The following is a 21,537-nucleotide window of genomic DNA, read 5'->3' on the forward strand; positions in this document are numbered from 1 at the left end:
AATGCTTGGGAGGCGGTTTCAGGCTCGATGGTTAAGGGTTTCTTACCAGGCTGATTAAAATTCGCCCCGTCGTGGAGGCTGGCGAACTAGGTAATAATGGCAGCGTCGCTACACATGGATGCATCAGGCAGTCACTCCGCCAATGCCCTCCACCACAAGACGCACAATCTTGCGAATGTCTGCCTCTGGAACCACGCCAGCCTGCAAACCGTTCAGCATGGCCTGTCCATAGACACCCAGTACGATCAGGGCCATGAATTCCGGTCCTTCATCCTTGCGGATCAGCCCCTGGGCCTGGCCGAGAGCCAGGATGTCCCGCACGAGCCCCTGAAACGAGGGGCGGTCTGACGGTGGCTCGAGGGAAGGTCTTTGAACCGGCACCAGTGCAAGCCGCGCCACTGCGGGGTTGGCCATGCACCAATGGGCACTGTCTATCAGCACCGCTTCGAGCAACGTTACCGCATGCTGCCCCTCGGCCATGCGGTCACGATAGTCTGTGTCCCGGGCTTCCACCCGCGCTATGAGGCTGAGAGCAATGTCTTCCTTCGACCCGAAGAGATTATAGACGGTCTTGCGCGTCAGCCCTGCGCGCTCGGCAATCACATGAACCGTAGCCCCTTCGAACCCAAGTTCGCGAAACGCGATTTCCGCAGCATCGAGGATGAGTGCGCGCGAGCGCTCGGTGCGTTTCAGACTTGTCATTTTTATACTCTAGTGTAATTTTATACTCGTGTAAATAATGGAGCCAGGCGATGCTCAAGGAATTCGGACCGGAAATCTGGATTGCGGAAGGCCCGACAGTGAGGGCCGCTGCCGGATTTCACTATCCCACGCGCATGGCGATCATCCGCCTTTCCAACGAAGGGTTAGTCGTCTGGTCGCCCGTTGCCTTTTCTCCGGAGTTCGGTTCTGCCGTCGATGCGCTCGGCACGGTCCGCTATATCGTTCCGCCGAACAGTCTGCATGACACCTTCCTTGCCGAATGGCAGCAGGCCTATCCCGACGCCGAAATTCTCGCACCACCGGGTCTTCGAAAAAAGCGACCTGACCTTGTCTTCGCTGGCGAACTCGCTGGCATCACGGTGCCCGGCTGGCAGGCAGAGATTGATGTCGTGGTGGTTCAAGGAAACCGGATTACCAGCGAAGCCGTATTGTTCCACCGGGCCAGCGGCACGGCTATCTTCGCGGATCTGCTGCAACAGTTTTCACCGGGCTGGTTCAAGGGATGGCGTGCCCTGGTTGCCCGCCTCGACCTGATGACAAGGCAAACGCCTTCCGTTCCACGGAAATTCCGGCTCGCTTTCACGAACCGGGATGCCGCCCGGTTTGCCGTGCGGCAAATCTTGGACTGGCCCAGCAAGAGGGTTCTGATCGCGCACGGCACCCCGGTGTCCGAAAACGGCCAGGCCTTTCTCAAGGATGCCTTCCGCTGGCTGATCAAATCGTGACGTCCAGAGACATTGCGCAAAACTCAGCTGGGTCTAGCCCTCTCTAAAACGTCCCATCATATGCCCGCCGCTCAATCCGGCAGGCCAGCAGGGTGAAACCTTCGCGGGCGAGCGCGTCCTCGGCCTCACGGTGCAAGGTCTTTGCGTCCTCCACCCACACACCGTGGCCGCCATAGGCTCTGGCGACGGCCGGGAAATCCGTTTCGCCGAAATCCACACCCACATTCGGGCGCTGGCTGGAGCGCTGTTTCAACTCGATCAGCGACAGGCTTGTGTCGACCAGCACACAGATGATGACGGGGATCTTGAGGTCACGCAGGGTGGAAAGTTCACCGAGGCACATTTCCAGACCTGCGTCGCCAACAAAGGCAATCACAGGGGACGCCCCTTCAACCACGCGATGGCCCATGGCCAGCGGCACGGCGCAGCCCATGGTGCAGAGCGCGGAAGACTGCAGCATCTGACGAGGCATCGGACAGCGCCAGATCTGGCTGACAAGAATGCGGTGAGCACCGCTGTCGGCAGTTGCCACCGTGTCGGCCGGCAAGGCCGCGCGCAGCGTGTGGAAGACCGTGCCCGGGCCCCAGCCGGACGCTTCTGGTGCGAAGGCCTTGTCCAGCTCGGCCCGGACGGCGGCGGGTTCGCCTTCCGGCCAGGAGGACTTTGCCGGCTGGCGCGCGGCGCCCAATAGATCAAGCGCCGGCTGCACTGCGCTGCGCAGCGTTGACCGTACACTGTGCATGCCATGGGTGCGCAGCACCGGGGTGATGTCGACCACAGGCGCGTCGGCATCCCACGGATTGCGCCAGTTGATGCGCATCTCGATGGGATCGTAACCGAGCAGCAGAATGCAATCGCTCTTGTTGATGAGCGGCAGCAGCAGGCCATCGGCCTTGGGTGAGAGGCCGGCTCCGCCAAGGGCAAGCGGATTGTTTTCGTCAAGCAGGCCCTTGCCCTTGTAGCTGGTGACAAGGGGGATTTGAAACGCTTCGCAGAATTCGGAAATTGCAGCCGAAGCTGCCTCGTTGACGGCATCGACACCGGCGATCGCAATCGGCCGTTCGGCCTTTCTGAAAAGGTCCAGTGCAGTGTCGAGATCCGGGCCGGGCACCGGCGCGGTTGCGGCCGGTGAAGACTGGAACACACGGCTCCAGGCTTCCTGTGTGTCCCCCTCGGCAACACGGATCGGTACGTCGATGTGCACCGGGCCAGGCTGGCCGTCGAGCGCAATGGCCAGCGCCTTTTCCATCATCACGTCCAGAGCGCCCAGGCGAGCAGAGAAGCTGGCCTTGACGATGGGCCGCAGCAACTGTTGATGATCGAACACCTGGTGGGTGTAGCTTTCGGCCTCTCCCTGGTCGACACACCCGGTGAGGAAGATCAGCGGTACCCGGTCCTGCCAGGCATTGGCAACCACGTTGACCGCATTGGCCGCTCCCGGCCCAAGCGTTGCCAGAAGCACGCCTGGCGCGCCGTCGGCATGCCAGCCGCCTTCGGCCATGAAGCCACCCGCATTCTCGTGCTTCACCAGCACGAAGTTGAGGCCCGCCTCGTCCAGCGCCTGCATGAGGGCTAGCACCTCGCCGCCCGGAATGCCGAAGGCGTGACGGCAGCCTGCCGCGTGAAGTTTGCCTGCGATGATATCCGCACCGGTGGTCATTTGCTGCTGTGTCCTTCAGTCGCCGTGTCTGGCGGGGTTGGGCCGAGGTCGAGAATGCCTCTGCCGGCAAGATCGGAAAGGGCGTCTGCACCAAGTCCGAGCAGACGGGTCAGAACATCCGCAGTATCCGCTCCCACAAGCGGTGGCGCGCTGCGGTAGGCAACCGGCGTCTTTTCCAGGTTGATGGGCGAGCCTATCAGGTCGACTTCGCCGCCAAGCGGATGCGGCAGGGTGATCCGCATCTGGCGCGCCAGCACCTGCGGATCGGCAAAAACCTGTTCCAGATCGTTCACCGGGCCGCAGGGAACGCCTTCAGCTTCAAGCTCGGCAATCCACTCTGCCGCGGCCTTCTCGATTGTCAGACGGCGGATCTTCGGGACCAGCTCCGCACGGTTGCGCACCCGGTCGGCATTTTTGGCATAACGCGGATCTTCGGCCAGTTCCGGCGCACCGGCAACCTTGCAGAACTTGCCGAACTGGCTGTCATTGCCAACCGCCAGAATGAAGGACTGGTCGCTTGCCGGAAACGTCTCGTAGGGCACGATGGTGGGATGGCCGTTGCCGAGGCGGCCCGGCACCTTGCCGGAGGTAAGATAGGCCACACCCTGGTTGATCAGCCAGGAGACCTGGGCATCCAGCAGCGAGATGTCGATGGACTGACCTTCTCCGGTGCTGTTGCGGTGGTTGAGTGCAGCGAGGATGGAGACGGTCGCATACATCCCGCACATGACGTCGGCGATGCCGACGCCGCATTTGGTTTCCGTACCGCCGTCCTCATCCGCAAAGCCCGTCAGCGACATGATCCCGCCCATGCCCTGGATCAGGAAATCATATCCTGCCCGCTGCGCGTAGGGGCCGGTTTGTCCGAAGCCGGTTATGGAACAGTATATCAGGCGCGGGTTGCGGACCTTCAGCGTGTCATAGTCAAGCCCACGTCGCTTCAGGTCACCGACCTTGAAGTTCTCCACCAGGATGTCGGCCTTTGCCGCCAGATCGGCAATCAACCGCTGCCCTTCGGGGCTGGCGAGATCAATGGCGACGGACGCCTTGTTGCGATTGGAGGAAAGGTAGTAGGCGCTTTCGCCGGTCTCCCTGCCCTCACCATCTTTCAGGAAGGGCGGTCCCCAACCGCGCGTGTCGTCCCCCCGGCCCGGCCGTTCGATCTTGATCACCTCCGCACCGAGATCGCCCAGGATCTGGGTGCAGGTCGGTCCGGCGAGAATGCGGGAAAGGTCGAGGACAACAAGGCCGGACAAGGCGCCGGATGCGGCAGGAGGGGGCTGGGACAAGGCTCACCTTCAAAATGACGTTTCCCGGTAAAGGCCACAGGCTGATGGGCGCCGTCAACAAGCCAGCATCAGCCCCCCGGACAAGCCGGCTCACTTTCTCGTTAGAAAACGGGAAGGAAGGGCGTTCGGAAAAGAACGTCTGGCAGGCAGAGGAATGGCCCAGACCGGGCAAAGGGAGTGTCAGGATCAACACACCTAAGTGCCAGGAGAAGCGGTTGCGAGACAATTGATGCACTGGAAACGAGCAGACCCCGGGTCTCGCGGTGCTCGCCCGGGAGGACGACGGAGAGGGTTTTCTTGCGGCAGGTCAGTTTCCAACCCTATGAATATCCAACCATCTTTGGTGCCCCCATCCAGATCGTCATGCCTTGAAATCCAACTGGGCTCAGCGCACGCCTCGTTCTTGCCTAGGTCGTCCAGCCCTTCATCTCGGCAAGCTCGTTCCAGGCGCGTTTGATCCAGCTGGCGCTCACGCTGTGGCCACCGTCGTGGAGGCAAAGCTCCAGGAAGCCGTGTTTCGGCTGCCAGGTTTCACAGGTGAGGTTGCCTTCGGTATGGGTCTTCGGCGCGGTTTCAGAGAGACCGTCCTTGCGGCGCCAGACGTCGAAACTCTTGAATACGTCCCCCTGTTTCCACTTGCCCCCGCCAAGCCAGCGTCCCTCGAGCGGCACAACCGTGTCCGACGTGCCATGCACGTGGAAGAGATAGGGGGTCTCCGTCACGCAGGACTGCGGCAAAGGTTCCCAGAAGGCGCCCGCGATCGGTGCATATCCTGCAAACATGCCGGAATCCTCGCAGGCCATGTACCAGGTCATGAAACCGCCGGAGGAAAAGCCGGACAGCATGGTGCGGCTTCGGTCGATGCCGAAGCGGTCGGACAGATCCTGAAGGACGCTGTCGAAGAACGCCGGTTCGTTCCGTAGGTTGCGCGGCGCTGTCGGGAAAGACCAGGTGCCGTTCATGCCCTGAACCGCAACGAAGGCAACACCCAGATCGTCCGCCATCTTGCGGAAGCTCTGGTTGCGGATCTCGTTGATCGCCTTGCCGCGATGGCCATGCAGGAAGAAGATTGCACCCAGAGGCTTGTCGACCGGCCGGTTCTCCGGCAGGTGGATGAAATATTCGCCGTTCGTGACGTCGCAGGGTTTTTCCTCGCCGCAGGCTGCGGTGCCTGCCGCGTGCGATGGTGCGCCGAATGCGCCCAGAGCCAGAACCACGGCGCCCGCCAGCAGGCCGAGGCGTCTGGAAAAACCGGTAACTGTCGCCAATGACATGAAGTGCTCCTTGCACGGTAAAAACCATTGCCCCGCTCCGCCGGTAAGGATGGCTCCCGGACGGCGTTTGTCCAGCGGTTCGTCTTCACAAATCGGCGAGAGGGCTTAAAGCCTGCAAGGTGGCTAGTCCCACGTGCCTTCAGTCGGAATATTGAGAATTCGGCCACAATGCTTGCAGTGCACCGCATCCGGATCGTGCCTGTTGAGACCGCAATCGGGGCACGACAGATTGACCTTTGCCGGGCGGAAGATCGTCTGCACCAGTCGCAGGAACAGGGCGACGCCGAAGATCATGATCACCACCGTCATCAGCCGGCCGACGCTGTCGGTCATGGTGATGTCGCCGAAACCGGTTGTCGTCAGCGTGGTTACGGTGAAATAGAGCGCGTCGAGATAGTTGTTGATGTTGGCGTTGCGGTCGTTCTCGACCACGAAGACGAGGGCCGTGACGACAAAAATGAAGACGATCAGGTTGATGCCCGACTGAAAAATCTCCTCGTTGCGGCGGAACCACTTCGACGCCTGGCGCAGCTCCTTCAGCAGGTGATAGGAGCGCATCAGCCGCAACATGCGCACAACGCGCAAGAAGGCGAAATTCTCGAAGAAGGCCGGAGCGACCAGAGAGACGATCACCACAAGATCAGCAAGCGATGTGAAGCTGAAGACGTATTTGGTCCGCCGTCTTTCGGCGATCAGACGTGCAACATAGTCGAGCGCAAGAACCGCGGCGATCGCATAATCCAGCTCATGATGGATGCGGTCCTTGTCGATCATCGACGAGACGATGAAATAGCCGATGGTGACCAGGTCGAACAGCAAAAGCGCATACCGGAAGGCCCGCGACCCGACCGTGTCGCCAAAATAGAGCTGGCGCAGGATCGTCTGCAAACTCCGCTTCGTGTCCGCCATCGGCTTCCCCTGTTTCCTTGCGAACTGACCGGCATACGCTGTGTGCGCTGGCTGGATCATTCGTGCAGATGCCGCACGATGCTGTTGCAAACAAGCTGTTTATTCTCACGGCCGACCGCACTAATGTCCGCTGTCGATCAACCAGAGCCTCCTGAATTCCGCTGAATGCAGGACGCTCGAACCTTTGTCAGAACCCGCCCGCATTCCGGCGTTTGTGCAAACGTCCGCGAATACCGGCAGGTCCAGAGGCCGTAAAGGCCCATCCAGAACGGGAACGTTACATGTTTGATTTGTCGGGACAAGTTGCCCTGGTGACAGGCGCGAGCCGAGGCATTGGAGAAGCTGCCGCCCGCAGCTTGGCGAAATATGGTGCCAAGGTCCTTCTGGCGGCACGCTCCGGCACGGATATCGAACGCATCGCCGGCGAAATCCGCGCGGAAGGCCGCGATGCGACGGCAGTCGTTTGCGACGTCGCGGATTATGACGAGGTGGTCAAGGCAGTACAGACGGCCATCGACACCTATGGTGGCCTCGACATCCTGGTGAACAATGCCGGCGTGATCGAACCGATCTCCCGGATCGAGGACAGTGATCCGGCGGAGTGGGGCAAGGTCATCGATATCAATGTGAAGGGCGTCTACTACGGCCTGCGTGCCGTGGCGCCGCATATGCTGGCCAAGGGCGCCGGTACCGTTGTCAACATCAGCTCGGGAGCTGCGGTCAGTGCGCTGGAAGGCTGGAGCCATTACTGTGCTTCCAAGGCGGCTGCGCTTTCCCTCACCCGCTGTGCGGACAAGGAATTCGGTGACAAGGGCCTGCGTATCGTCGGCCTCAGCCCGGGCACGGTCGCAACGCAGATGCAGGTCGATATCAAGGCCTCCGGACTGAACCCGGTCAGCCAGCTGGATCCGTCGGTGCATATTCCGGCCAGTTGGGTCGGTGAAGCCATCTGCTGGCTATGCACGCCCGCGGGCGATGCCTACCGTGGTGTGGATTGCTCGCTGCGCGACGAGGATGTACGCAAGTCTGTCGGCCTGATCTGAGTTCCGTCAGCACTCTGGTCGGCTGTCCAGCCCCCAAGATCCCGGATCTCCGCTGCGCTGCGTCCGGGATGACCGTCTGAAATATGGAACGAGGTAGGCCCTCAACAGGCCAACGAGGCTTCAAAAACAAAAGAGGGCCGCGCTAGCGGCCCTCCCATGAGATCGACGTGACACAAGTCCCGGATCAGATCCCAGCGAAATCTCTCACTACCAGAGGCTGCTCCAGCACCGTTCGATTCCGCCCAGACACTTGGGCCACGCACCGATACTCATTAGACATGGGCACACCTCCTTTCAGTTGTTGAACACACTAAGAGTGTGGGGTCGCCCAGACAGTTTCACAAGCCCAAAAACAAGGCGTGGTTGCCAATCGATTACGCAATTCACAGGACTGTCACTGTGCGGCAACAGCCTTGTCGGCGATAGAGGTGAAGACCTGATCGAGTTCCCTTGCAAGTTCTTGCAGGGCCGGGCCGCCCTCGTCCATGTAGGGTGCGAAGACAAAACCGGGCGTTTTCCAGGAAAGCGTTGCGGTGCCATCGGTGTTTTCGGTGACATAGAACCGGATCGGTGCTTCGATACCCGCGGCAACGGAGGCTTCCAGCATCCGGACGGCATAATCATTGCGATAGACGCCAATGATGCGGTTGCCGGGAATGGTAATTCCCCTGCCCTTCGCACCGTCCGAGGCACTGGCCTGGGTTACCAGCAACATGCCTTCTCCCTCGATCGCGCTTTTGAGATCATCAAACAGCGCAGGGTAACTTTTGGTCGTGGGCAGGACCTGCCAGCCTTCGCGATCGGTCAGGCTGTCCGCTCTGGCCAATCCGACGGCAAACAGGCTTGTGACGACAACCAGGGCAAACAGACGCATCTTCTTTCTCCCGCAGGCGATGTTGCAATGCCGCGCACTCTAGCGGGGCCTGCCTCACGAACGCGTCACAATGCGGTGTGCTTCAGGACGTCTTCAGTCCATGCCAAGCCGCAAGCGCACGCGGGTTCCGGCAAGACTGCCGAGGAAGCCAAAGACCAGCCACAGCCAGCCGTGCAGCGAGCCCGACGCCAGACCGCCCAGGTAAGCACCGATATTGCAGCCATACGCCAGGCGGGCGCCGTAGCCCATCATCAACCCGCCCACGATTGCCGTCAGCACGTCGCGGCGGTTCAGACGCCAGACCGGAGCAAAGCGTCCGGCGAGGCCCGCTGCCGCCATTGCACCCAGAATGATGCCGAAGTCCATGACGGAGGTCGTGTCGCGCAGCACGGGGTTTTCCAAAGCTCCGCGCTGCCAGGTCCAGTAGGGCCAGCTGTCCACCGGCACGCCTGCCGCGTGAAAGAGCTTGCCGCCCCAAAGCGCAAAGGCAGAGGTGATGCCCCAGGGGCGTCCAATCACCACGAATGTGGCAATGCCGACGATCGCCAGCATCACTGCACCCAGCATGGGGGACCAGGGACCGCTGAGAAACGAAACTGTCGGCTTCGGTTGGGCAATCGAGCCATGAGCGCGCCGCTCTATGATGATGGTTGCAATTGCCAACAGGCCGAGGATGAGCGCGGTCAGAAGAAAAGCGCCATGCGGACCGAATTCCCGGATGAGGGACATCGGCGGCAATTTGGGCAAGCGGCCCCAGAGATGCAGATGCGCGGTGGCAGCCACTGACCCGAGGACAAAGCACGCCAGGGTGATCATCATGCGGGTGGAACCGCCACCGGCGGTAAACAGCGTGCCGGATCCACAGCCGCCGCCGAGTTGCATGCCGAGACCGAACAGGAAGGCACCGAAGGCAGCCGCCACCCCGAAGGGAAAGACGAAGCCGCCCGTGGGCCAGCCAAGCACATGCCCCCAGGCAATCAGGGGAAAGGAAACCGCACTGGTCAGAAGAATGAGAACGAATTGCGCCCTGAGCCCCCCGCCGCGTTTTTCGGTCACGATCCGTCGCCATGCGGCCGTGAAGCCAAAGCTTGCATGATAGAGCGACAGGCCTGCGAGACCGCCGATCAGGACCGCCACTGCCTGGCGCGGACCCGCTTCGCCATAGGCCCCCAGTGCGACCATGGCCAGAAGGCCGCCCGCAATGGCGACAACGGCTGCTTGAGTTTTCCCGATGGCCAAGGCCATGTGTTCCTGCTCCCGCGCAGATCCGACTTCAAAACCCCGATACGAAGACTTGCACTTCCCGCCTTAATTTCGCAACGAAGGTATCTTTTCTTCACCTACACATTGCCAACACCTTTTTGTGTTTTGCAGTTCAAGTGCCGCCTGCGGATTTTGGATAGGAATATTCAGCCATCCGGCCATTTACAGCCGCAGTTGGCGGGACCCGGTTTCAGAGGACCGGAATGAGAAACAAAAAGGCCTGTTATGCGTCTAACTGATCAATTCGGATATGAGCTTACCCTGTCGGACAAGGAAGCCTTGACCGCCTGGAACGAGACCGTGAAAGCCTTTCTGGCGCATGGCAGGACTACTCCCCAACATCTCGAGACATGCCTCGCCCTGGCGCCGGACTTCGCGCTTGGGCATGCAGCACGCGGGATTTTCTGCCTGCTGCTTGGGCGAAAGGAACTGACCGCGACGGCACAGGAATGCCTGGCGATTGCCAGAACCTCGGTCCAGCATACGCCGGTCACGGCACGCGAACTTGCCGTTGTCGACGCCCTCGGGTCCTGGTTGCAGGGATATCCCACAAGATCTGCCGACCTTCTGGATACCGTGCTGGTAACGGTTCCCGAAGATGCCCTGATCATGAAACTGGTTCACGCGATCCGCTTCGTGCTGGGCGATGCCACGGGCATGCGCCAGTCGATCGAGCGGGTGCATGCGGCCTATGGCGAAACCCACCCGGCCTATGGCTACATGCTTGGCTGCCGGGCGTTTTCTCTGGAAGAAACCGGCGACTACCGCCTGGCAGAAGCTGCCGGCCGCAAGGGACTGGAATTTGCCCGCGATGATGCCTGGGGCCTTCACGCCGTCGCCCATGTGCACGACATGACCGGTCGCTCCGAAGAAGGGGCCGGCTGGCTGGAAACACAGCCGGAAGGCTGGGCCCACTGCAACAACTTCGGCTATCACGTTTGGTGGCACCTGGCGTTGATGTATCTGGACCAGGGCCAGGCCGACAAGGCACTTGCGCTCTATGACACCGACATCCGCAAGGACAAGACCGACGACTACCGGGACATTTCCAATGCGGCCTCGCTGCTTGTTCGCCTGGAGCTTGAAGGGGTCGATACCGGCCCTCGCTGGGACGAGCTGGCGCTTTTGTCCGACAAGCGCGCCGAAGACGGCTGCAATGTCTTCGCCGACCTGCATTACCTGCTGGCCCTATTGAACGGTGGCCGCCGCATGGGTGCCGAGCGGTTGCTGACCGGACTGAAAGAACGGGCGCAAACCGAAACGGATCTTGGCCGGATCACCGCGGAAACCGGACTGCCGACCGGCCTCGGCCTGGAACAGTACCGGAAAGGCAATTATGCCTCCGCCTTTGCCCTGCTGGACTCGGCGAGAGACAATCTATACATGGTCGGCGGCTCGCACGCTCAGCGCGATGTCTTCGAGCGAATCACAATCGATGCAGCCCTGCGGGCAGGCATGCCGGAAGATGCGGAACGTCTGCTCAACAGCCGGACGCACAAACGCGGTGCACTGGACAGATTCGCCGAACAACGTCTTGAAATATGCGACAAAATGCACCGCGCCCACCGAGTGATGGAAGACCAAAAACTCAGGGCTACCGGCTCGGTCTGACCCACTGCCGGCTCTCGACTGACCAATTATCTCTGGACCCAACGTGAACGCTCACACACAAACGAAACGCCCACGCGATCCGAGGCTAGATTTCTTCCGCGGCCTTGGAATGTTCATTATCTACGTTGCCCACCTGCCCTGGAACTGGTGGACGCTCTGGATTCCCGCCCGGTTCGGGTTTTCCGATGCCACCGAAATCTTCGTCTTCTGTTCGGGCATGGCCTCCGCGCTCGCCTTCGGCAAGATCTTCGACGTTCATGGCTGGGGCATGGGGGCAGCACGCATCCTGCACCGCATGTGGCAGGTATACTGGGCGCATATCGGCCAGTTCCTGGTCCTCGCCGTCGGCCTTGTCATGCTTCAGAACAGCGGTTACCTGGCTGAGTGCTGCGGCCTGGAAGAAAATTATGTCGCCTCGCTCAACCTCCTGCATCTCTATGACAACGCCGAAATGGCCCTGCCCGGCTTGCTGACGATGACCTGGGTGCCAAACTACTTCGACATTCTGCCGATGTATGTGGTGATCCTGTCGCTGATCCCGGCGATCATGCTTGTCGCCCGCTATTCCGTGCCGGGCGCTTTCGCATTGTCGATCGGCCTGTGGCTGGCTGCCCAGTTCGACCTTCTGAGCCTGCCGGCCGAGCCCTGGTCGGACCGGGAATGGTTCTTCAATCCCTTCGCCTGGCAAATGCTGTTCTTCACCGGCTTTGCGTTCATGCGCGGTTGGATACCGGCACCTCCCGTCAGCAAGACGTTGATCGTGCTTTGCGCGGTGGTGCTTGTCGCCACGGTTCCCTTCGCCTACTTCCGCGCCTATCAGGAAAATCACCTGAACCTGGTCTGGGCCCGCGAAATCCGCGAGATCATCAAGCCGCTCTGGATCAAGACGGAATTCGGCCTGTTCCGCTACCTGCACTTCCTTGCCCTTGCCTATCTGGCCTGGGTTGCCGCAGGTGAGCACGGCAGACGCCTGCTCGGCCATGGCGAGATCTGGGGCCGCTTCGTGCGTGTTGTCCAGAAGGTCGGACAGCAGTCACTGCCCGTGTTCATGGCAAGCCTGGTCATTGCCCAGGCTGCGGGCATCCTGCGCGACATGGTCTGGGGCCGCGGCGAATGGCTTCCGCAGATCCTGTCGAACCTGCTCGGTTTCCTGGCGCTGATTGCCGTTGCCTATGTGGCTGGCTGGTACAAGAGCCAGCCCTGGCGCAAACCGCCTGCGACCACCTCCACCGGACCGTCCGAACGACCGAAGACACCTCCGGCAGATGGCGGTGAACCTGCTGCCAAGGCAAAGGCCGAAACCCGGGAACCGGCCCTCACCTGATCTGGCGCCGGCCTCCTGCCCGACACAAGAGCGCCCGCAGAAGTCCTGCTTCTGCGGGCGTTTCGTTTGTGGGGAATACCTTCATTCGATAACCAAAGGCCCCGAGCTTCACCATTTGGAAGCACTCACCTGTGAAGCAATGAGACCCGGCCCAGCTCAATACAGGGCCGCAAAAACAAAAACACCGGCCAGATGGCCGGTGTCGCATTCGTTTTGCAGTCTTGTCAGTTGACGTCAGTGCAGTGACGCCATTTCCAGTTCTGCTTCAAAGGCATTGGCAACGGCAGCTTCGCGGCTGTCTGCCAGCAGGATCGGCGTACCGTCCGCATTGAGAAGCGCGTAAAGCGTCATGTTGTCGTGCAGCGGCGGGACATCCGGAAACATTTCCTTCAGATCCCGAGCCTTGATCGGCTTGATATAGGCGACATCTCCGGTGCCCAGTTCGGTCAGTTCATCGACCGACATGAATTCGGAAAGTAGCGTGCGGTCTGCCCATGACGGGCTATTGGGGTTTTGCATCAGTCATTCTCCATATGTTGGCCGACGAGCGTTCATTCGCCGCTGGAGATTTCTATTTTTCTGATGACACGCTCCGGTTCCGGGCGTGCCAGGTCGATGGACAGGAGCCCATCTTTCAAGTCGGCTCCGAGGATCTCGATCCCCTCGGCCAGGACAAAGGCCCGCTGGAACTGACGGGCGGCAATGCCGCGATGCAGATACTGCCGGGTCTTGTCGTCTACCTGACGACCCCGGATGACCAGCTGACTCTCTTCTACCGAGACTTCAAGCTGCTCTCGTGTGAACCCTGCCACCGCCAGGGTGATCCGAATGACATCGCCTTGATCTTCTGTTTTCGGAAGTCTCTCGATGTTATAGGGCGGATAACCGTCGTTGGCGGCCTTGGAGACGCGATCGAGCACACGCTCGATATCGTCGAACCCGAGCATGAACGGGCTAGAAAACGCTGACATGCGTGACATCCTCAAAGTCCTTGTCGAAGCGACCTTGCGCCCGGACCCTTTCAAGGCATCCGGACCGGAACCAACCGGTTCCTTTCATGATTAAATATGGAGCTTCGTTAAAATTGATTCAAGGAGCCAGGCTTTCACCCATTTTTGCTTTCACTGTTCTGTGAATTATTCAGGAGAACGAAGACAAAATCGGGTTCTGTTTCAAGAACTTCGTCAGAGCGGATACGGCCTGGCGAACTGTTGGTTCATGACGCTCGTCCTGATGCATGACCAGCCACCGCTCGGTTTCCATGGTGTCGAACGGGCCTTCGATGCGCATCAGATCGGGATAGGCATCGCCGACAAAGGTCGGCAACAGCATGCTGGCATTGCCCTTGCGAACGAGTGAAAGAGCAAGCGAGGCCTTGTTGACGGTGATTACCGCATCAGTGCCATGGTTCTCCTTCAACCAGAGGCCCGTCGGCGAATGGGCATCGTCTTCCACCAGCCCGACCCAACCAAGCTCTGCACCCTTTGCAACCTTTGCAGCCTGATAGGCGGCATATTGGACCTTTCCAACCTTCTGTCCTGCCAACCAGGCCTGTTTGGGCCGGCTGTTGCGGATACCGATATCGATCTGCCGGCGGGCTATGTCCCGGTTTCTGAGATCCGCAAGGATTTCCGGCAGCCAGCCGGCGTCAGGGGTCCAGAAGGACGACAGGTTGTCGATGAGCAGCCGCGCGGTCCAGTCACCCGCCGATATCCGGATCCTCCGGCGCAGGCCTTCTCCTTCTTTCCACGCATCGATGCTGCGGGCAGTCTGGTCCATGTCTTCCAGGTAGCGCAGGAGATCATGTGCGGCAGCGGTCAGCTGGTAACCTCGCGCCTCGCGCTCCACAAGTCGAACGTCGAGGCTTTTCTCCAGAGCGGCAACCCGGCGACCGAGCGTTGCGGAACTGACGCCGGTCTTGTCAGCCGCTCCGGCAAGGCCGCCTGCTTTCGCGACAGCCAGGAACAGTCGAAGATCTTCCCAATCGATATTTCGTTTCATTTTTGAAATCTCGTTTTCAATTAGAAAACATGGGAATAGGCGCGTCTCGTGAGACTATCTGCAAATACCTCTTCAACAAAATCAAAATTGAAGGGAGCAGCATATGCTCATTCCCTATTCCTTGCCATTGCGAAAAAAACACTGTGTCAGCCGCCTGCCCGCCTGGGACGATCCTGTCAGATCGCTCTATCCGCATCATGCGGAATTCTGGCCGCAGCAGATCCCGGAACATGTCCGGCTGCTCAAACTCGGAAAGAGGCTGGCCCGTAAACGTCGTCGGCTGGCCGTGATGAGATTCCTGAGGATGTGCTTTGGTCACCCCCACAGACGGAAGAGGCCCCGGAGTATCTCCGAGGCCCCTTGCGGCGACCCGCCTGGCAAGCGCGCAACAGATCGCGGTTGCGCCGGCCAGGCCCGTGTCACCGTTTCTCCGGCAGTACCGGCTACCTGACGCGGCTCAGTTCGCGACCGGGATCAGGCGGCTGCCATAAGGATTGTCGATCACCATCTTCCAGCTGCCATCGGGCTGCCGCCGCAACACGGCGATGGAAAGGCCTTCGCCGGCCACCGGTTTTCCTTCCGGATCGGTGCCGGTCATCGTCCAGGGTGCGATGTGGACAGCAAGATCGCCTTCCACGATCACTTCGTGGCCGGAATAGGTGAATTTCGGCGAAACGGAGCGGAACTGGTGAAACAGTTCGCGCGCCAGGGTGCTGTCGGACACCGGGTTTCCGGGTTCGAACGAAATGCTCTGGCTTGGTTCATAGGTCTGCATCACCGTATCGATGTCTCCCTTTTCAAAGGAGGTCGTCATTTTTTCGATAAGGGTGATGACGTTCTGTTGTTCCGGGCTCATGTCTTTCGTTCCTTCTGCGAGGCTGGGTTGGGAAAAGGTGACGACGGCAACGGTGGCCGCCATGGCTGCGAGGTGTTTCAACTGGGTCACGAAGGTCTTCCTTTCGATCGGCAAGGCGGTGCCAGTCCCGCCCGTTGCCGGGCTGGTTGATGCATTGTGCGATTACTGGCGGGTCTGGTTGCGTCAGTGACCGGGGGACAGGATCTCGGTCAGCTGAACGCGGATGTCTTCAGGGCAACGTTGCCGGGGAACCGCATTCTGAAGTTCAAAGGCCTTCAGACCGTCGATCACCGATGCGACCTGCCGCCGGGCGTCGTGATAGGTTTGCGCCCCTCCGGCGGAATTGGGATAGGATCCGGGTTGAATTCTGCCGGAAGCGACGGCTGCAGGAAGCCGCTTCGGACAAATGCATTTCGCCTTTGCCGAAACGATGCCGCAGTGGCGCGAGGTAAACGCCATCACTTCTTCCCGTGCCCGCGACAACCGCTTGCGGTAGGCCGCAGGAGCAATTTCCAGAATGCTGGAAGCTTCGCCGTGTTCCAGTTCCAGGATATCGCCCAGCACATAGGCCAGTCTCAGGTCCATGGTCAGACAAAGCAGCATGGCCATGGTGCAGGAAATCCTGAGTTCATTCAGCAGAAGCACATCGTCCGGCGCCTTGGGCGGTTCCGACACCAGGCCGTCTTCCAGATCGGCGGCAAAGGCATCGAATGTCAGTCCGAGATCCCGGTCGCGAACCTTCTTGGCGCTCACCAGATAGCGAACGGCCACGCGGTAAACCCAGGTCGAAAACCGGCTCTCGCCCTTGAAGGTTGAAAGTTTGGTCAGGATCAGGATGAGAATTTCCTGCGTCGCCTCGCGTGCATCTTCCGGATTGACCAGAATGCGGCGGGCCAGATGATGGATCTGGTCCTGTACGCCCTCCAGAACCCGTTCCAGAGCAATCCTGTCACCTTCCTGGGCTGCCTGGACCGTTTCCGTTTTTACGCTGATTGCCGTCATGTCGTGTTCCGTCTCTTGGTGACTCGTAATGTTAGAGAGCGCGGGGCTGGAATGTGTGACACGTTTTTTTCATTGCGATGCAGCTTGCGTGATTCAGCTGGAAAAGCCACTCTGCCGCTCCTGCCGACGGACCCCGTTTCCGGTCCCACGACTTTACGAGCACGCCAATGACCCGCGACGAGTTTGACGCCTTCTGCAAAAAGCTTCCGGCAACCACGCATGTGATCCAATGGGGCAATGCATCGGTCTGGAAGGTTGGCGGCAAGATCTTCGCCATCTGTTCTGGTTGGGGCGAAGGCGATTTTCCGCGGTTCAGCTTCAAATGCTCCGATATTTCCTATTCCCTGCTCACCCAGCAGGAAGGAATGATCCCCGCGCCTTATCTTGCCCGTGCCAAATGGGTGCAGATGGAAGAAGAAGGCGCGCTGTCCGATGCGGACCTGAAGGCCTATATCGAAGCCGCGCACAAGATCATCGCGGCCAAGCTGACCAGGAAGCAGCAGAAGGAACTGGGTCTTGCCGGGTGAGATGGCGGGCAAATGGCGATCACTCGGCCTGCTGATGCTGGCCGAGATCGCCGCCATGAGCCTGTGGTTCATGTCCGCAGCGATCCTGCCCGATCTGACCCGTGAATTTCCCATATCCGACTTTGCCCAGGCCGCTCTCTCCAGCGCCGTCCAGATCGGCTTCGTGTTCGGCGCCGTCGCGTCGGCCTTTCTTGGCCTCGCCGACAGGATCGACCCTCGGCGGTTCTTCGCCTTCAGCGCGATCACCGCTGCCCTGTTCAACGCAAGCCTGCTGGTGGTCGAGCCGGGTGGCCTGGCCTCTATCCTTGCGCGTTTTGCAACCGGCGTCCTGCTGGCTGGCGTCTATCCGGTCGGCATGAAGATCGCCGTCGGCTGGGGCCAGAAGGATCGCGGGTTTCTGGTCGGCACGCTTGTCGGCGCGCTCACCTTCGGGTCCGCCGCCCCTCATCTTCTGGCCTTGCTTGGAGGCACCGACTGGCGCTGGAGCCTGAGCGTTGCCTCTCTTGCGTCAGCTGCAGGAGGCGTGCTGTGCCTTTTTGCCGGCCTCGGGCCGTTCCATGCCAAGGCGCCCCGCATGAAGATGAAGGCCATTTTCACCGCGTGGACAAACCCAAAGATCCGCTACGCCTATGCAGGCTATCTCGGCCACATGTGGGAGCTTTACGCCATGTGGGCCTGGATCGGCGTTGCCCTTGCCGTTTCCTTCTCCGCCCATATGCCCGCAGAAACCGCGATCCCGCTGTCTCGCCTGATCGCGTTTCTGACCATTGCAGCGGGTGGTGCTGCCTGCGTTGTCGCGGGGATCATGGCCGACCGCATCGGCAAGGCGAACATCGCGATTGCCGCCATGGTCATCAGTGGCACCGCCGCGCTCGCCTCGGCCCTCACCTTCGGCGGTCCCGTCTGGCTGACAATCCTGTGCGTCCTCATCTGGGGCGCCTCCATCCTGCCGGATTCGGCCCAGTTTTCGGCCCTTGTCGCCGACTACGCTCCGCCCGACCAGGCCGGCAGCCTGATGAGCTTCCAGACCGCCCTCGGCTTCGCGCTGACCTTCTTTACGGTCCAACTGACGCCGCTTGGCGCTGAGCTGATCGGCTGGCCCGGCGTGTTTGTGCTGATGGCCATAGGCCCTGCATTCGGGATTTTGGGGATGCTTAGGCTTAAGCGGCTTTCCTGAACCGCGATCAGTTCATTGCCGTCGGCATTTCCAGCTCAAACTCTGAAAATCCGAAATCCTTCCCGTTAATCCGGAGGCTGACCGCCTGCGTGCCACCGTAGTAGACACGTGTTGTGATCGGCCGGATGGCGTGGCTGCGGGACAAGGTCAGCCGTTCCCCCGGAGCCAGTGTCAGCTTGGTCCATTTGAACACCTTGGGCGCCAGCGTGCCGTTGGCCTTCTTGAAATGGATCAGGTAGTCGATCACCAGATCCTGCGTTTTACTACTGGTCGAAACCAGCTCGATGTTGAAGCCGACGGCGTCTCCATAAGCAACCTCGGCCGTCAGGACCTGCGGGCCTTCGACCCGGATCTCCGGCGGATTGAGCCCGAAGGCTTCCAGCGTTGCCGTGTGGCCCTGCTTGATCAGCGACCGGCAGGCGTGACGTACGAATTTTTCACGGTTCCTGTCCGCCCCCTTCAGCCAACGTTTCGCGATATCGGCCACCAGTTCAGGATGGTCCTTGGCAATATCGTTGAGGTGATTGGCGACCGACCGGCGAACATAGTCCTCCGGGTCGTCCTTCAGGGCTTCCAGAAGCGGCAGAGTGGGTGCGGGGTCTGCCACCAGAGCCTGGAGCCGCATGCCCCACGGCAGGCGCGGCCGGGTTCCTTCGGAAACCAGCCGGCGGACATGGACGCTCTCGTCCTTCACCCAGGGCGCCATGATGGCGAGTGCCTGGTCCTGGTCCCTTGCCAGGAAGTGGCGCACGTCGAATTCGGCCGTCGCCCGCTTGGTCATTTCCTTCAACAGCACGAACGAAGCCTCGAAATCCTCCAGGCCACTTGCCGCGACGACCATGCCGAGCGGCATCATGCCCCATCCTCGGATACCCTGCTCGTCGCTGCCCCTGTCGAAGGCGACTTCCGTCATCGGATGCAGCATGGCCTGCATGATGGCAAAGCGGGCAGACAGTTCCCGTGGCAGATGATGATCCAGATGCCTTGCGATCAGGGCGGCACGCTGCTTGAGTTCCAGGCTGTCCAGCTCTTCCAGGATGTCCGCTTCAAAGCCCAACCGGTCGAAGCCGGCATGATGTTGCGCGACATGGCTGCCGATGCAGCGCACCAGATCCGGTGAGATGTTGTTCTTGAAGGGTTCCAAAGGTTTCTCCCTGAAGCGGTTTCGAGGTGTTTGCCAGAGCTTCGGAAGGAGTTCCAGACACCTCCTGCCGCTCTCCTGACAAGCACCGTCAGGAGGATGTTCGAATGGCCAAAAACAAAAAGCCACCCCGGTTGCCCGGGGTGGCTCTGTCCTGGTCCGGCGGCCCTCGTTAAACCGCCTCGCCTGACGTTTCCTGATCAGTCGATCCGTCGTCCGGTTTCAGCGTCGAAGTAGTGAACGTTTTCCGGAGCCGCCCGCAGATAAAGCTTCTCGCCCGGCTCATGACGGGCATGGCTCGACACGCGAACCAGGATCTCGTCGCCGCCATCGGCAAAGCTGGAATAGAGATAGCTTTCCGCGCCGACCGGCTCGAGCACGTTGACGCTGGCTTCCAGATGAAGGCCTTCGCCTTCACCGGGTGCGGTCACCACTTCGAGATGCTCCGGCCGAATACCGATGGTGTAGGCATCACGCCCCTTTGCATTGGCGCCCTTGAGGCCGGTGCCGGTTGCAAGAGCAAGACCGTTCCCATCCGCATTGACCTTCAGCAAATTCATGGCCGGCGAACCGATGAAGCTGGCCACAAAGGTGGAGGCCGGCTTGTCGTAGACATCGATCGGCGCGCCGATCTGCTCGATGTTGCCGCCGTTCAGAACCACGAGACGGTCTGCCAGTGTCATCGCTTCCAGCTGGTCGTGGGTGACGTAGACGCTGGTGGTGCCGAGCGAGCGTTGCAGGCGCTTGATTTCGACACGCATCTGCACACGCAGCTTGGCATCAAGGTTGGACAGCGGTTCGTCGAAGAGAAAGGCCGCCGGTTCGCGCACGATGGCGCGGCCCATGGCAACGCGCTGGCGCTGGCCGCCGGAAAGTGCCCGCGGCTTGCGCTCCAGGTAGTCGCCGATTTCCAGGATGCGCGCGGCTTCCTTGACCCGGCGGTCGATCTCGTCCTTGGCCATGCCGCGGTTTTTGAGGCCGTAGGCAAGGTTGTTGTAGACCGACATGTGCGGATAGAGCGCGTAGTTCTGGAACACCATCGCGATATCGCGATCCGCCGGATCGACGTTGTTGACGACGCGGTCGCCGATCTTGATGTCGCCGGTGGTGATTTCCTCAAGGCCTGCCATCATGCGCAGCAGTGTGGACTTGCCGCAGCCGGACGGACCGACCAGGACGATGAATTCACCGTCCGCGATATCGATGGAAACGCCTTTGACCGCTTCCACACTGCCGCCGTAGACCTTGCGGACCTTGTCGAGAGTTATCGTTGCCATTTATCTAAAAACCTCACTTGTCGCTCTCGACGAGCCCTTTGACGAACCAGCTCTGGAAAATCACCACGATGAGCACCGGCGGCACGATGGCGAGGATCGCCAATGCCATGGCCTCGTTGAAGTCCGGGATCTGGGCTCCGACCCAGACCTGCAGGATCTGCTTGATGCCGCGAACCAGGGTAAACAGGCTCTCGTCGGTGGTGATCAGCGTCGGCCAGAGGTACTGGTTCCAGCCATAGACGAACATGATGATGAAGATTGCCGCGATCATGGTCTGCGACAGCGGTACCAGGATGTCCTTGAAGAACTTCCAGGGACCGGCCCCGTCGATGCGGGCGGCTTCCAGCAGTTCGTCCGGTACCGACATGAAGAACTGCCGGAAGAAGAAGGTGCCGGTTGCCGAAGCGATGAGCGGCACGATCAAGCCGGAATAGGTGTTCACCATGCCGAGGGACTGGACGATTTCGTAAGACGGCAAAATGCGCACTTCCAGCGGCAGCAGGAGCGTTGCGAAGATCACCCAGAAGCAGAGGGTTGCCATCGGAAAGCGGAAATAGACGATGGCATAGGCCGCAAGCATGGAGATGACGATCTTGCCGATGGCAAAGCCAAGGCCGAGGATCATCGAGTTCTTGAGCATGACGAAGCCATCGACTTCCTTGGTGAAGCCACCGGCCTCGAACAGGACCGTCTGATAGTTCTCGAAGAACTTGCCACCCGGCGTGAACTGGATGCCTTCCTTGTAGATGGTGATCGCATCGTGCGTGCTGGTCAGAAACGCCAGCACGACCGGAGTGACCATGAAGAAGACGCCGAGAAGAAGAATGACGTGATCCGAGATCTGCAGTTTTTTCATCGTCG

The 21,537-nt window shown here is 60.3% G+C and carries 21 protein-coding genes; 6 read left to right on the plus strand and 15 right to left on the minus strand.

Annotated elements, in window-relative coordinates:
* Positions 1-123 precede the first annotated feature (123 nt).
* Positions 124-702, minus strand: coding sequence for a TetR/AcrR family transcriptional regulator (locus tag FIU93_RS02670; RefSeq protein ID WP_077290921.1), 579 nt, complete (start codon positions 700-702; stop codon positions 124-126).
* 50 nt (positions 703-752) lie between these two features.
* Here FIU93_RS02670 and FIU93_RS02675 point away from each other — a divergent pair, with 50 nt between their 5' ends.
* A complete protein-coding gene (locus FIU93_RS02675) occupies positions 753-1,448 on the plus strand; it encodes a DUF4336 domain-containing protein (protein WP_152504764.1) in 696 nt (231 codons plus the stop codon).
* Positions 1,449-1,491: 43 nt separating this feature from the next.
* On the opposite strand, the gene FIU93_RS02680 is transcribed toward FIU93_RS02675, so the two are convergent.
* The 4 genes from FIU93_RS02680 to FIU93_RS02695 form a co-directional block, all read right to left on the minus strand.
* Positions 1,492-3,108, minus strand: coding sequence for a thiamine pyrophosphate-binding protein (locus FIU93_RS02680; RefSeq protein WP_152504765.1), 1,617 nt, complete (start codon positions 3,106-3,108; stop codon positions 1,492-1,494).
* Positions 3,105-4,397, minus strand: a complete 1,293-nt coding sequence (locus tag FIU93_RS02685; protein ID WP_152504766.1) for a CoA transferase — start codon at positions 4,395-4,397, stop codon at positions 3,105-3,107. The genes FIU93_RS02680 and FIU93_RS02685 overlap by 4 nt, the downstream gene beginning before the upstream one ends.
* 407 nt (positions 4,398-4,804) lie before the next feature.
* On the minus strand, positions 4,805-5,671 hold the full coding sequence (locus FIU93_RS02690; RefSeq protein ID WP_208984392.1) for a poly(3-hydroxybutyrate) depolymerase: 867 nt from the start codon (positions 5,669-5,671) through the stop codon (positions 4,805-4,807).
* A 123-nt stretch (positions 5,672-5,794) separates the two neighbouring features.
* The gene (locus FIU93_RS02695; protein ID WP_055659316.1) at positions 5,795-6,580 is read right to left on the minus strand and encodes an ion channel; all 786 of its coding nucleotides are present in this window, start codon (positions 6,578-6,580) and stop codon (positions 5,795-5,797) included.
* Between the two features lie 281 nt (positions 6,581-6,861).
* Between FIU93_RS02695 and FIU93_RS02700 the strand changes: the two genes are divergently transcribed.
* On the plus strand, positions 6,862-7,623 hold the full coding sequence (locus tag FIU93_RS02700; RefSeq protein ID WP_022999646.1) for an SDR family oxidoreductase: 762 nt from the start codon (positions 6,862-6,864) through the stop codon (positions 7,621-7,623).
* A 394-nt stretch (positions 7,624-8,017) separates the two neighbouring features.
* Here FIU93_RS02700 and FIU93_RS02705 read toward each other — a convergent pair whose 3' ends face one another.
* Both FIU93_RS02705 and FIU93_RS02710 read right to left on the minus strand, forming a co-directional pair.
* Positions 8,018-8,497: a DUF302 domain-containing protein gene (locus FIU93_RS02705; RefSeq protein WP_152504767.1), complete on the minus strand. Its 480-nt coding sequence runs from the start codon at positions 8,495-8,497 to the stop codon at positions 8,018-8,020.
* 93 nt (positions 8,498-8,590) lie between these two features.
* Positions 8,591-9,742, minus strand: coding sequence for a YeeE/YedE family protein (locus FIU93_RS02710; protein ID WP_152504768.1), 1,152 nt, complete (start codon positions 9,740-9,742; stop codon positions 8,591-8,593).
* Between the two features lie 243 nt (positions 9,743-9,985).
* Between FIU93_RS02710 and FIU93_RS02715 the strand changes: the two genes are divergently transcribed.
* Positions 9,986-11,371, plus strand: coding sequence for a tetratricopeptide repeat protein (locus FIU93_RS02715; protein WP_055657352.1), 1,386 nt, complete (start codon positions 9,986-9,988; stop codon positions 11,369-11,371).
* Positions 11,372-11,480: 109 nt separating this feature from the next.
* On the plus strand, positions 11,481-12,695 hold the full coding sequence (locus FIU93_RS02720; RefSeq protein WP_152504769.1) for an OpgC domain-containing protein: 1,215 nt from the start codon (positions 11,481-11,483) through the stop codon (positions 12,693-12,695).
* Between the two features lie 234 nt (positions 12,696-12,929).
* Here the strand turns inward: FIU93_RS02720 and FIU93_RS02725 are convergent, their stop codons facing one another.
* The 5 genes from FIU93_RS02725 to FIU93_RS02745 form a co-directional block, all read right to left on the minus strand.
* The gene (locus tag FIU93_RS02725) at positions 12,930-13,214 is read right to left on the minus strand and encodes a DUF1150 domain-containing protein (protein WP_031268868.1); all 285 of its coding nucleotides are present in this window, start codon (positions 13,212-13,214) and stop codon (positions 12,930-12,932) included.
* Between the two features lie 32 nt (positions 13,215-13,246).
* Positions 13,247-13,675 carry an Hsp20 family protein gene (locus FIU93_RS02730; protein WP_006934007.1) on the minus strand — a complete coding sequence of 143 codons (429 nt, stop codon included), beginning with the start codon at positions 13,673-13,675 and terminating at the stop codon, positions 13,247-13,249.
* A 160-nt stretch (positions 13,676-13,835) separates the two neighbouring features.
* Positions 13,836-14,696 carry a LysR family transcriptional regulator gene (locus FIU93_RS02735; protein ID WP_152504770.1) on the minus strand — a complete coding sequence of 287 codons (861 nt, stop codon included), beginning with the start codon at positions 14,694-14,696 and terminating at the stop codon, positions 13,836-13,838.
* A 457-nt stretch (positions 14,697-15,153) separates the two neighbouring features.
* On the minus strand, positions 15,154-15,642 hold the full coding sequence (locus FIU93_RS02740; protein WP_152504771.1) for a DUF4440 domain-containing protein: 489 nt from the start codon (positions 15,640-15,642) through the stop codon (positions 15,154-15,156).
* A 93-nt stretch (positions 15,643-15,735) separates the two neighbouring features.
* Positions 15,736-16,554, minus strand: coding sequence for an RNA polymerase sigma factor (locus tag FIU93_RS02745; protein WP_077290932.1), 819 nt, complete (start codon positions 16,552-16,554; stop codon positions 15,736-15,738).
* A gap of 167 nt (positions 16,555-16,721) precedes the next feature.
* On the opposite strand from FIU93_RS02745, the gene FIU93_RS02750 reads away from it, so the two are divergent.
* Both FIU93_RS02750 and FIU93_RS02755 read left to right on the plus strand, forming a co-directional pair.
* Entirely contained in the window at positions 16,722-17,081 is a 360-nt protein-coding gene (locus FIU93_RS02750) for an MmcQ/YjbR family DNA-binding protein (protein WP_055657337.1), read from the plus strand.
* Positions 17,071-18,258: an MFS transporter gene (locus tag FIU93_RS02755; RefSeq protein WP_209010271.1), complete on the plus strand. Its 1,188-nt coding sequence runs from the start codon at positions 17,071-17,073 to the stop codon at positions 18,256-18,258. The genes FIU93_RS02750 and FIU93_RS02755 overlap by 11 nt, the downstream gene beginning before the upstream one ends.
* A 7-nt stretch (positions 18,259-18,265) precedes the next feature.
* Here the strand turns inward: FIU93_RS02755 and FIU93_RS02760 are convergent, their stop codons facing one another.
* From FIU93_RS02760 to ugpE, 3 genes are all read right to left on the minus strand, one after another.
* Positions 18,266-19,402, minus strand: coding sequence for a DNA alkylation repair protein (locus FIU93_RS02760; RefSeq protein WP_152504772.1), 1,137 nt, complete (start codon positions 19,400-19,402; stop codon positions 18,266-18,268).
* Between the two features lie 197 nt (positions 19,403-19,599).
* A complete protein-coding gene (locus FIU93_RS02765; RefSeq protein ID WP_152504773.1) occupies positions 19,600-20,676 on the minus strand; it encodes a sn-glycerol-3-phosphate import ATP-binding protein UgpC in 1,077 nt (358 codons plus the stop codon).
* A gap of 13 nt (positions 20,677-20,689) precedes the next feature.
* A complete protein-coding gene (gene ugpE / locus FIU93_RS02770; RefSeq protein WP_022999630.1) occupies positions 20,690-21,532 on the minus strand; it encodes a sn-glycerol-3-phosphate ABC transporter permease UgpE in 843 nt (280 codons plus the stop codon).
* Positions 21,533-21,537: the final 5 nt, after the last annotated feature.

The sequence above is a fragment of the Labrenzia sp. THAF35 genome (genome assembly GCF_009363595.1).
GTDB lineage: Bacteria > Pseudomonadota > Alphaproteobacteria > Rhizobiales > Stappiaceae > Roseibium > Roseibium algicola.

Coding starts and splice junctions, on each gene's coding strand:
- FIU93_RS02720 (WP_152504769.1), top strand. CDS start 11,481: ATGTTCATTATCTACGTTGCCCACCTGCCCTGGAACTGGTGGACGCTC.
- FIU93_RS02680 (WP_152504765.1), bottom strand. CDS start 3,108: ATGACCACCGGTGCGGATATCATCGCAGGCAAACTTCACGCGGCAGGC.
- FIU93_RS02670 (WP_077290921.1), bottom strand. CDS start 702: ATGACAAGTCTGAAACGCACCGAGCGCTCGCGCGCACTCATCCTCGAT.
- FIU93_RS02750 (WP_055657337.1), top strand. CDS start 16,722: ATGACCCGCGACGAGTTTGACGCCTTCTGCAAAAAGCTTCCGGCAACC.
- FIU93_RS02675 (WP_152504764.1), top strand. CDS start 753: ATGCTCAAGGAATTCGGACCGGAAATCTGGATTGCGGAAGGCCCGACA.
- FIU93_RS02725 (WP_031268868.1), bottom strand. CDS start 13,214: ATGCAAAACCCCAATAGCCCGTCATGGGCAGACCGCACGCTACTTTCC.
- FIU93_RS02710 (WP_152504768.1), bottom strand. CDS start 9,742: ATGGCCTTGGCCATCGGGAAAACTCAAGCAGCCGTTGTCGCCATTGCG.
- FIU93_RS02700 (WP_022999646.1), top strand. CDS start 6,862: ATGTTTGATTTGTCGGGACAAGTTGCCCTGGTGACAGGCGCGAGCCGA.
- FIU93_RS02690 (WP_208984392.1), bottom strand. CDS start 5,671: ATGTCATTGGCGACAGTTACCGGTTTTTCCAGACGCCTCGGCCTGCTG.
- FIU93_RS02715 (WP_055657352.1), top strand. CDS start 9,986: ATGCGTCTAACTGATCAATTCGGATATGAGCTTACCCTGTCGGACAAG.
- FIU93_RS02695 (WP_055659316.1), bottom strand. CDS start 6,580: ATGGCGGACACGAAGCGGAGTTTGCAGACGATCCTGCGCCAGCTCTAT.
- FIU93_RS02705 (WP_152504767.1), bottom strand. CDS start 8,497: ATGCGTCTGTTTGCCCTGGTTGTCGTCACAAGCCTGTTTGCCGTCGGA.
- FIU93_RS02765 (WP_152504773.1), bottom strand. CDS start 20,676: ATGGCAACGATAACTCTCGACAAGGTCCGCAAGGTCTACGGCGGCAGT.
- FIU93_RS02730 (WP_006934007.1), bottom strand. CDS start 13,675: ATGTCACGCATGTCAGCGTTTTCTAGCCCGTTCATGCTCGGGTTCGAC.
- FIU93_RS02735 (WP_152504770.1), bottom strand. CDS start 14,696: ATGAAACGAAATATCGATTGGGAAGATCTTCGACTGTTCCTGGCTGTC.
- FIU93_RS02745 (WP_077290932.1), bottom strand. CDS start 16,554: ATGACGGCAATCAGCGTAAAAACGGAAACGGTCCAGGCAGCCCAGGAA.
- ugpE (WP_022999630.1), bottom strand. CDS start 21,532: ATGAAAAAACTGCAGATCTCGGATCACGTCATTCTTCTTCTCGGCGTC.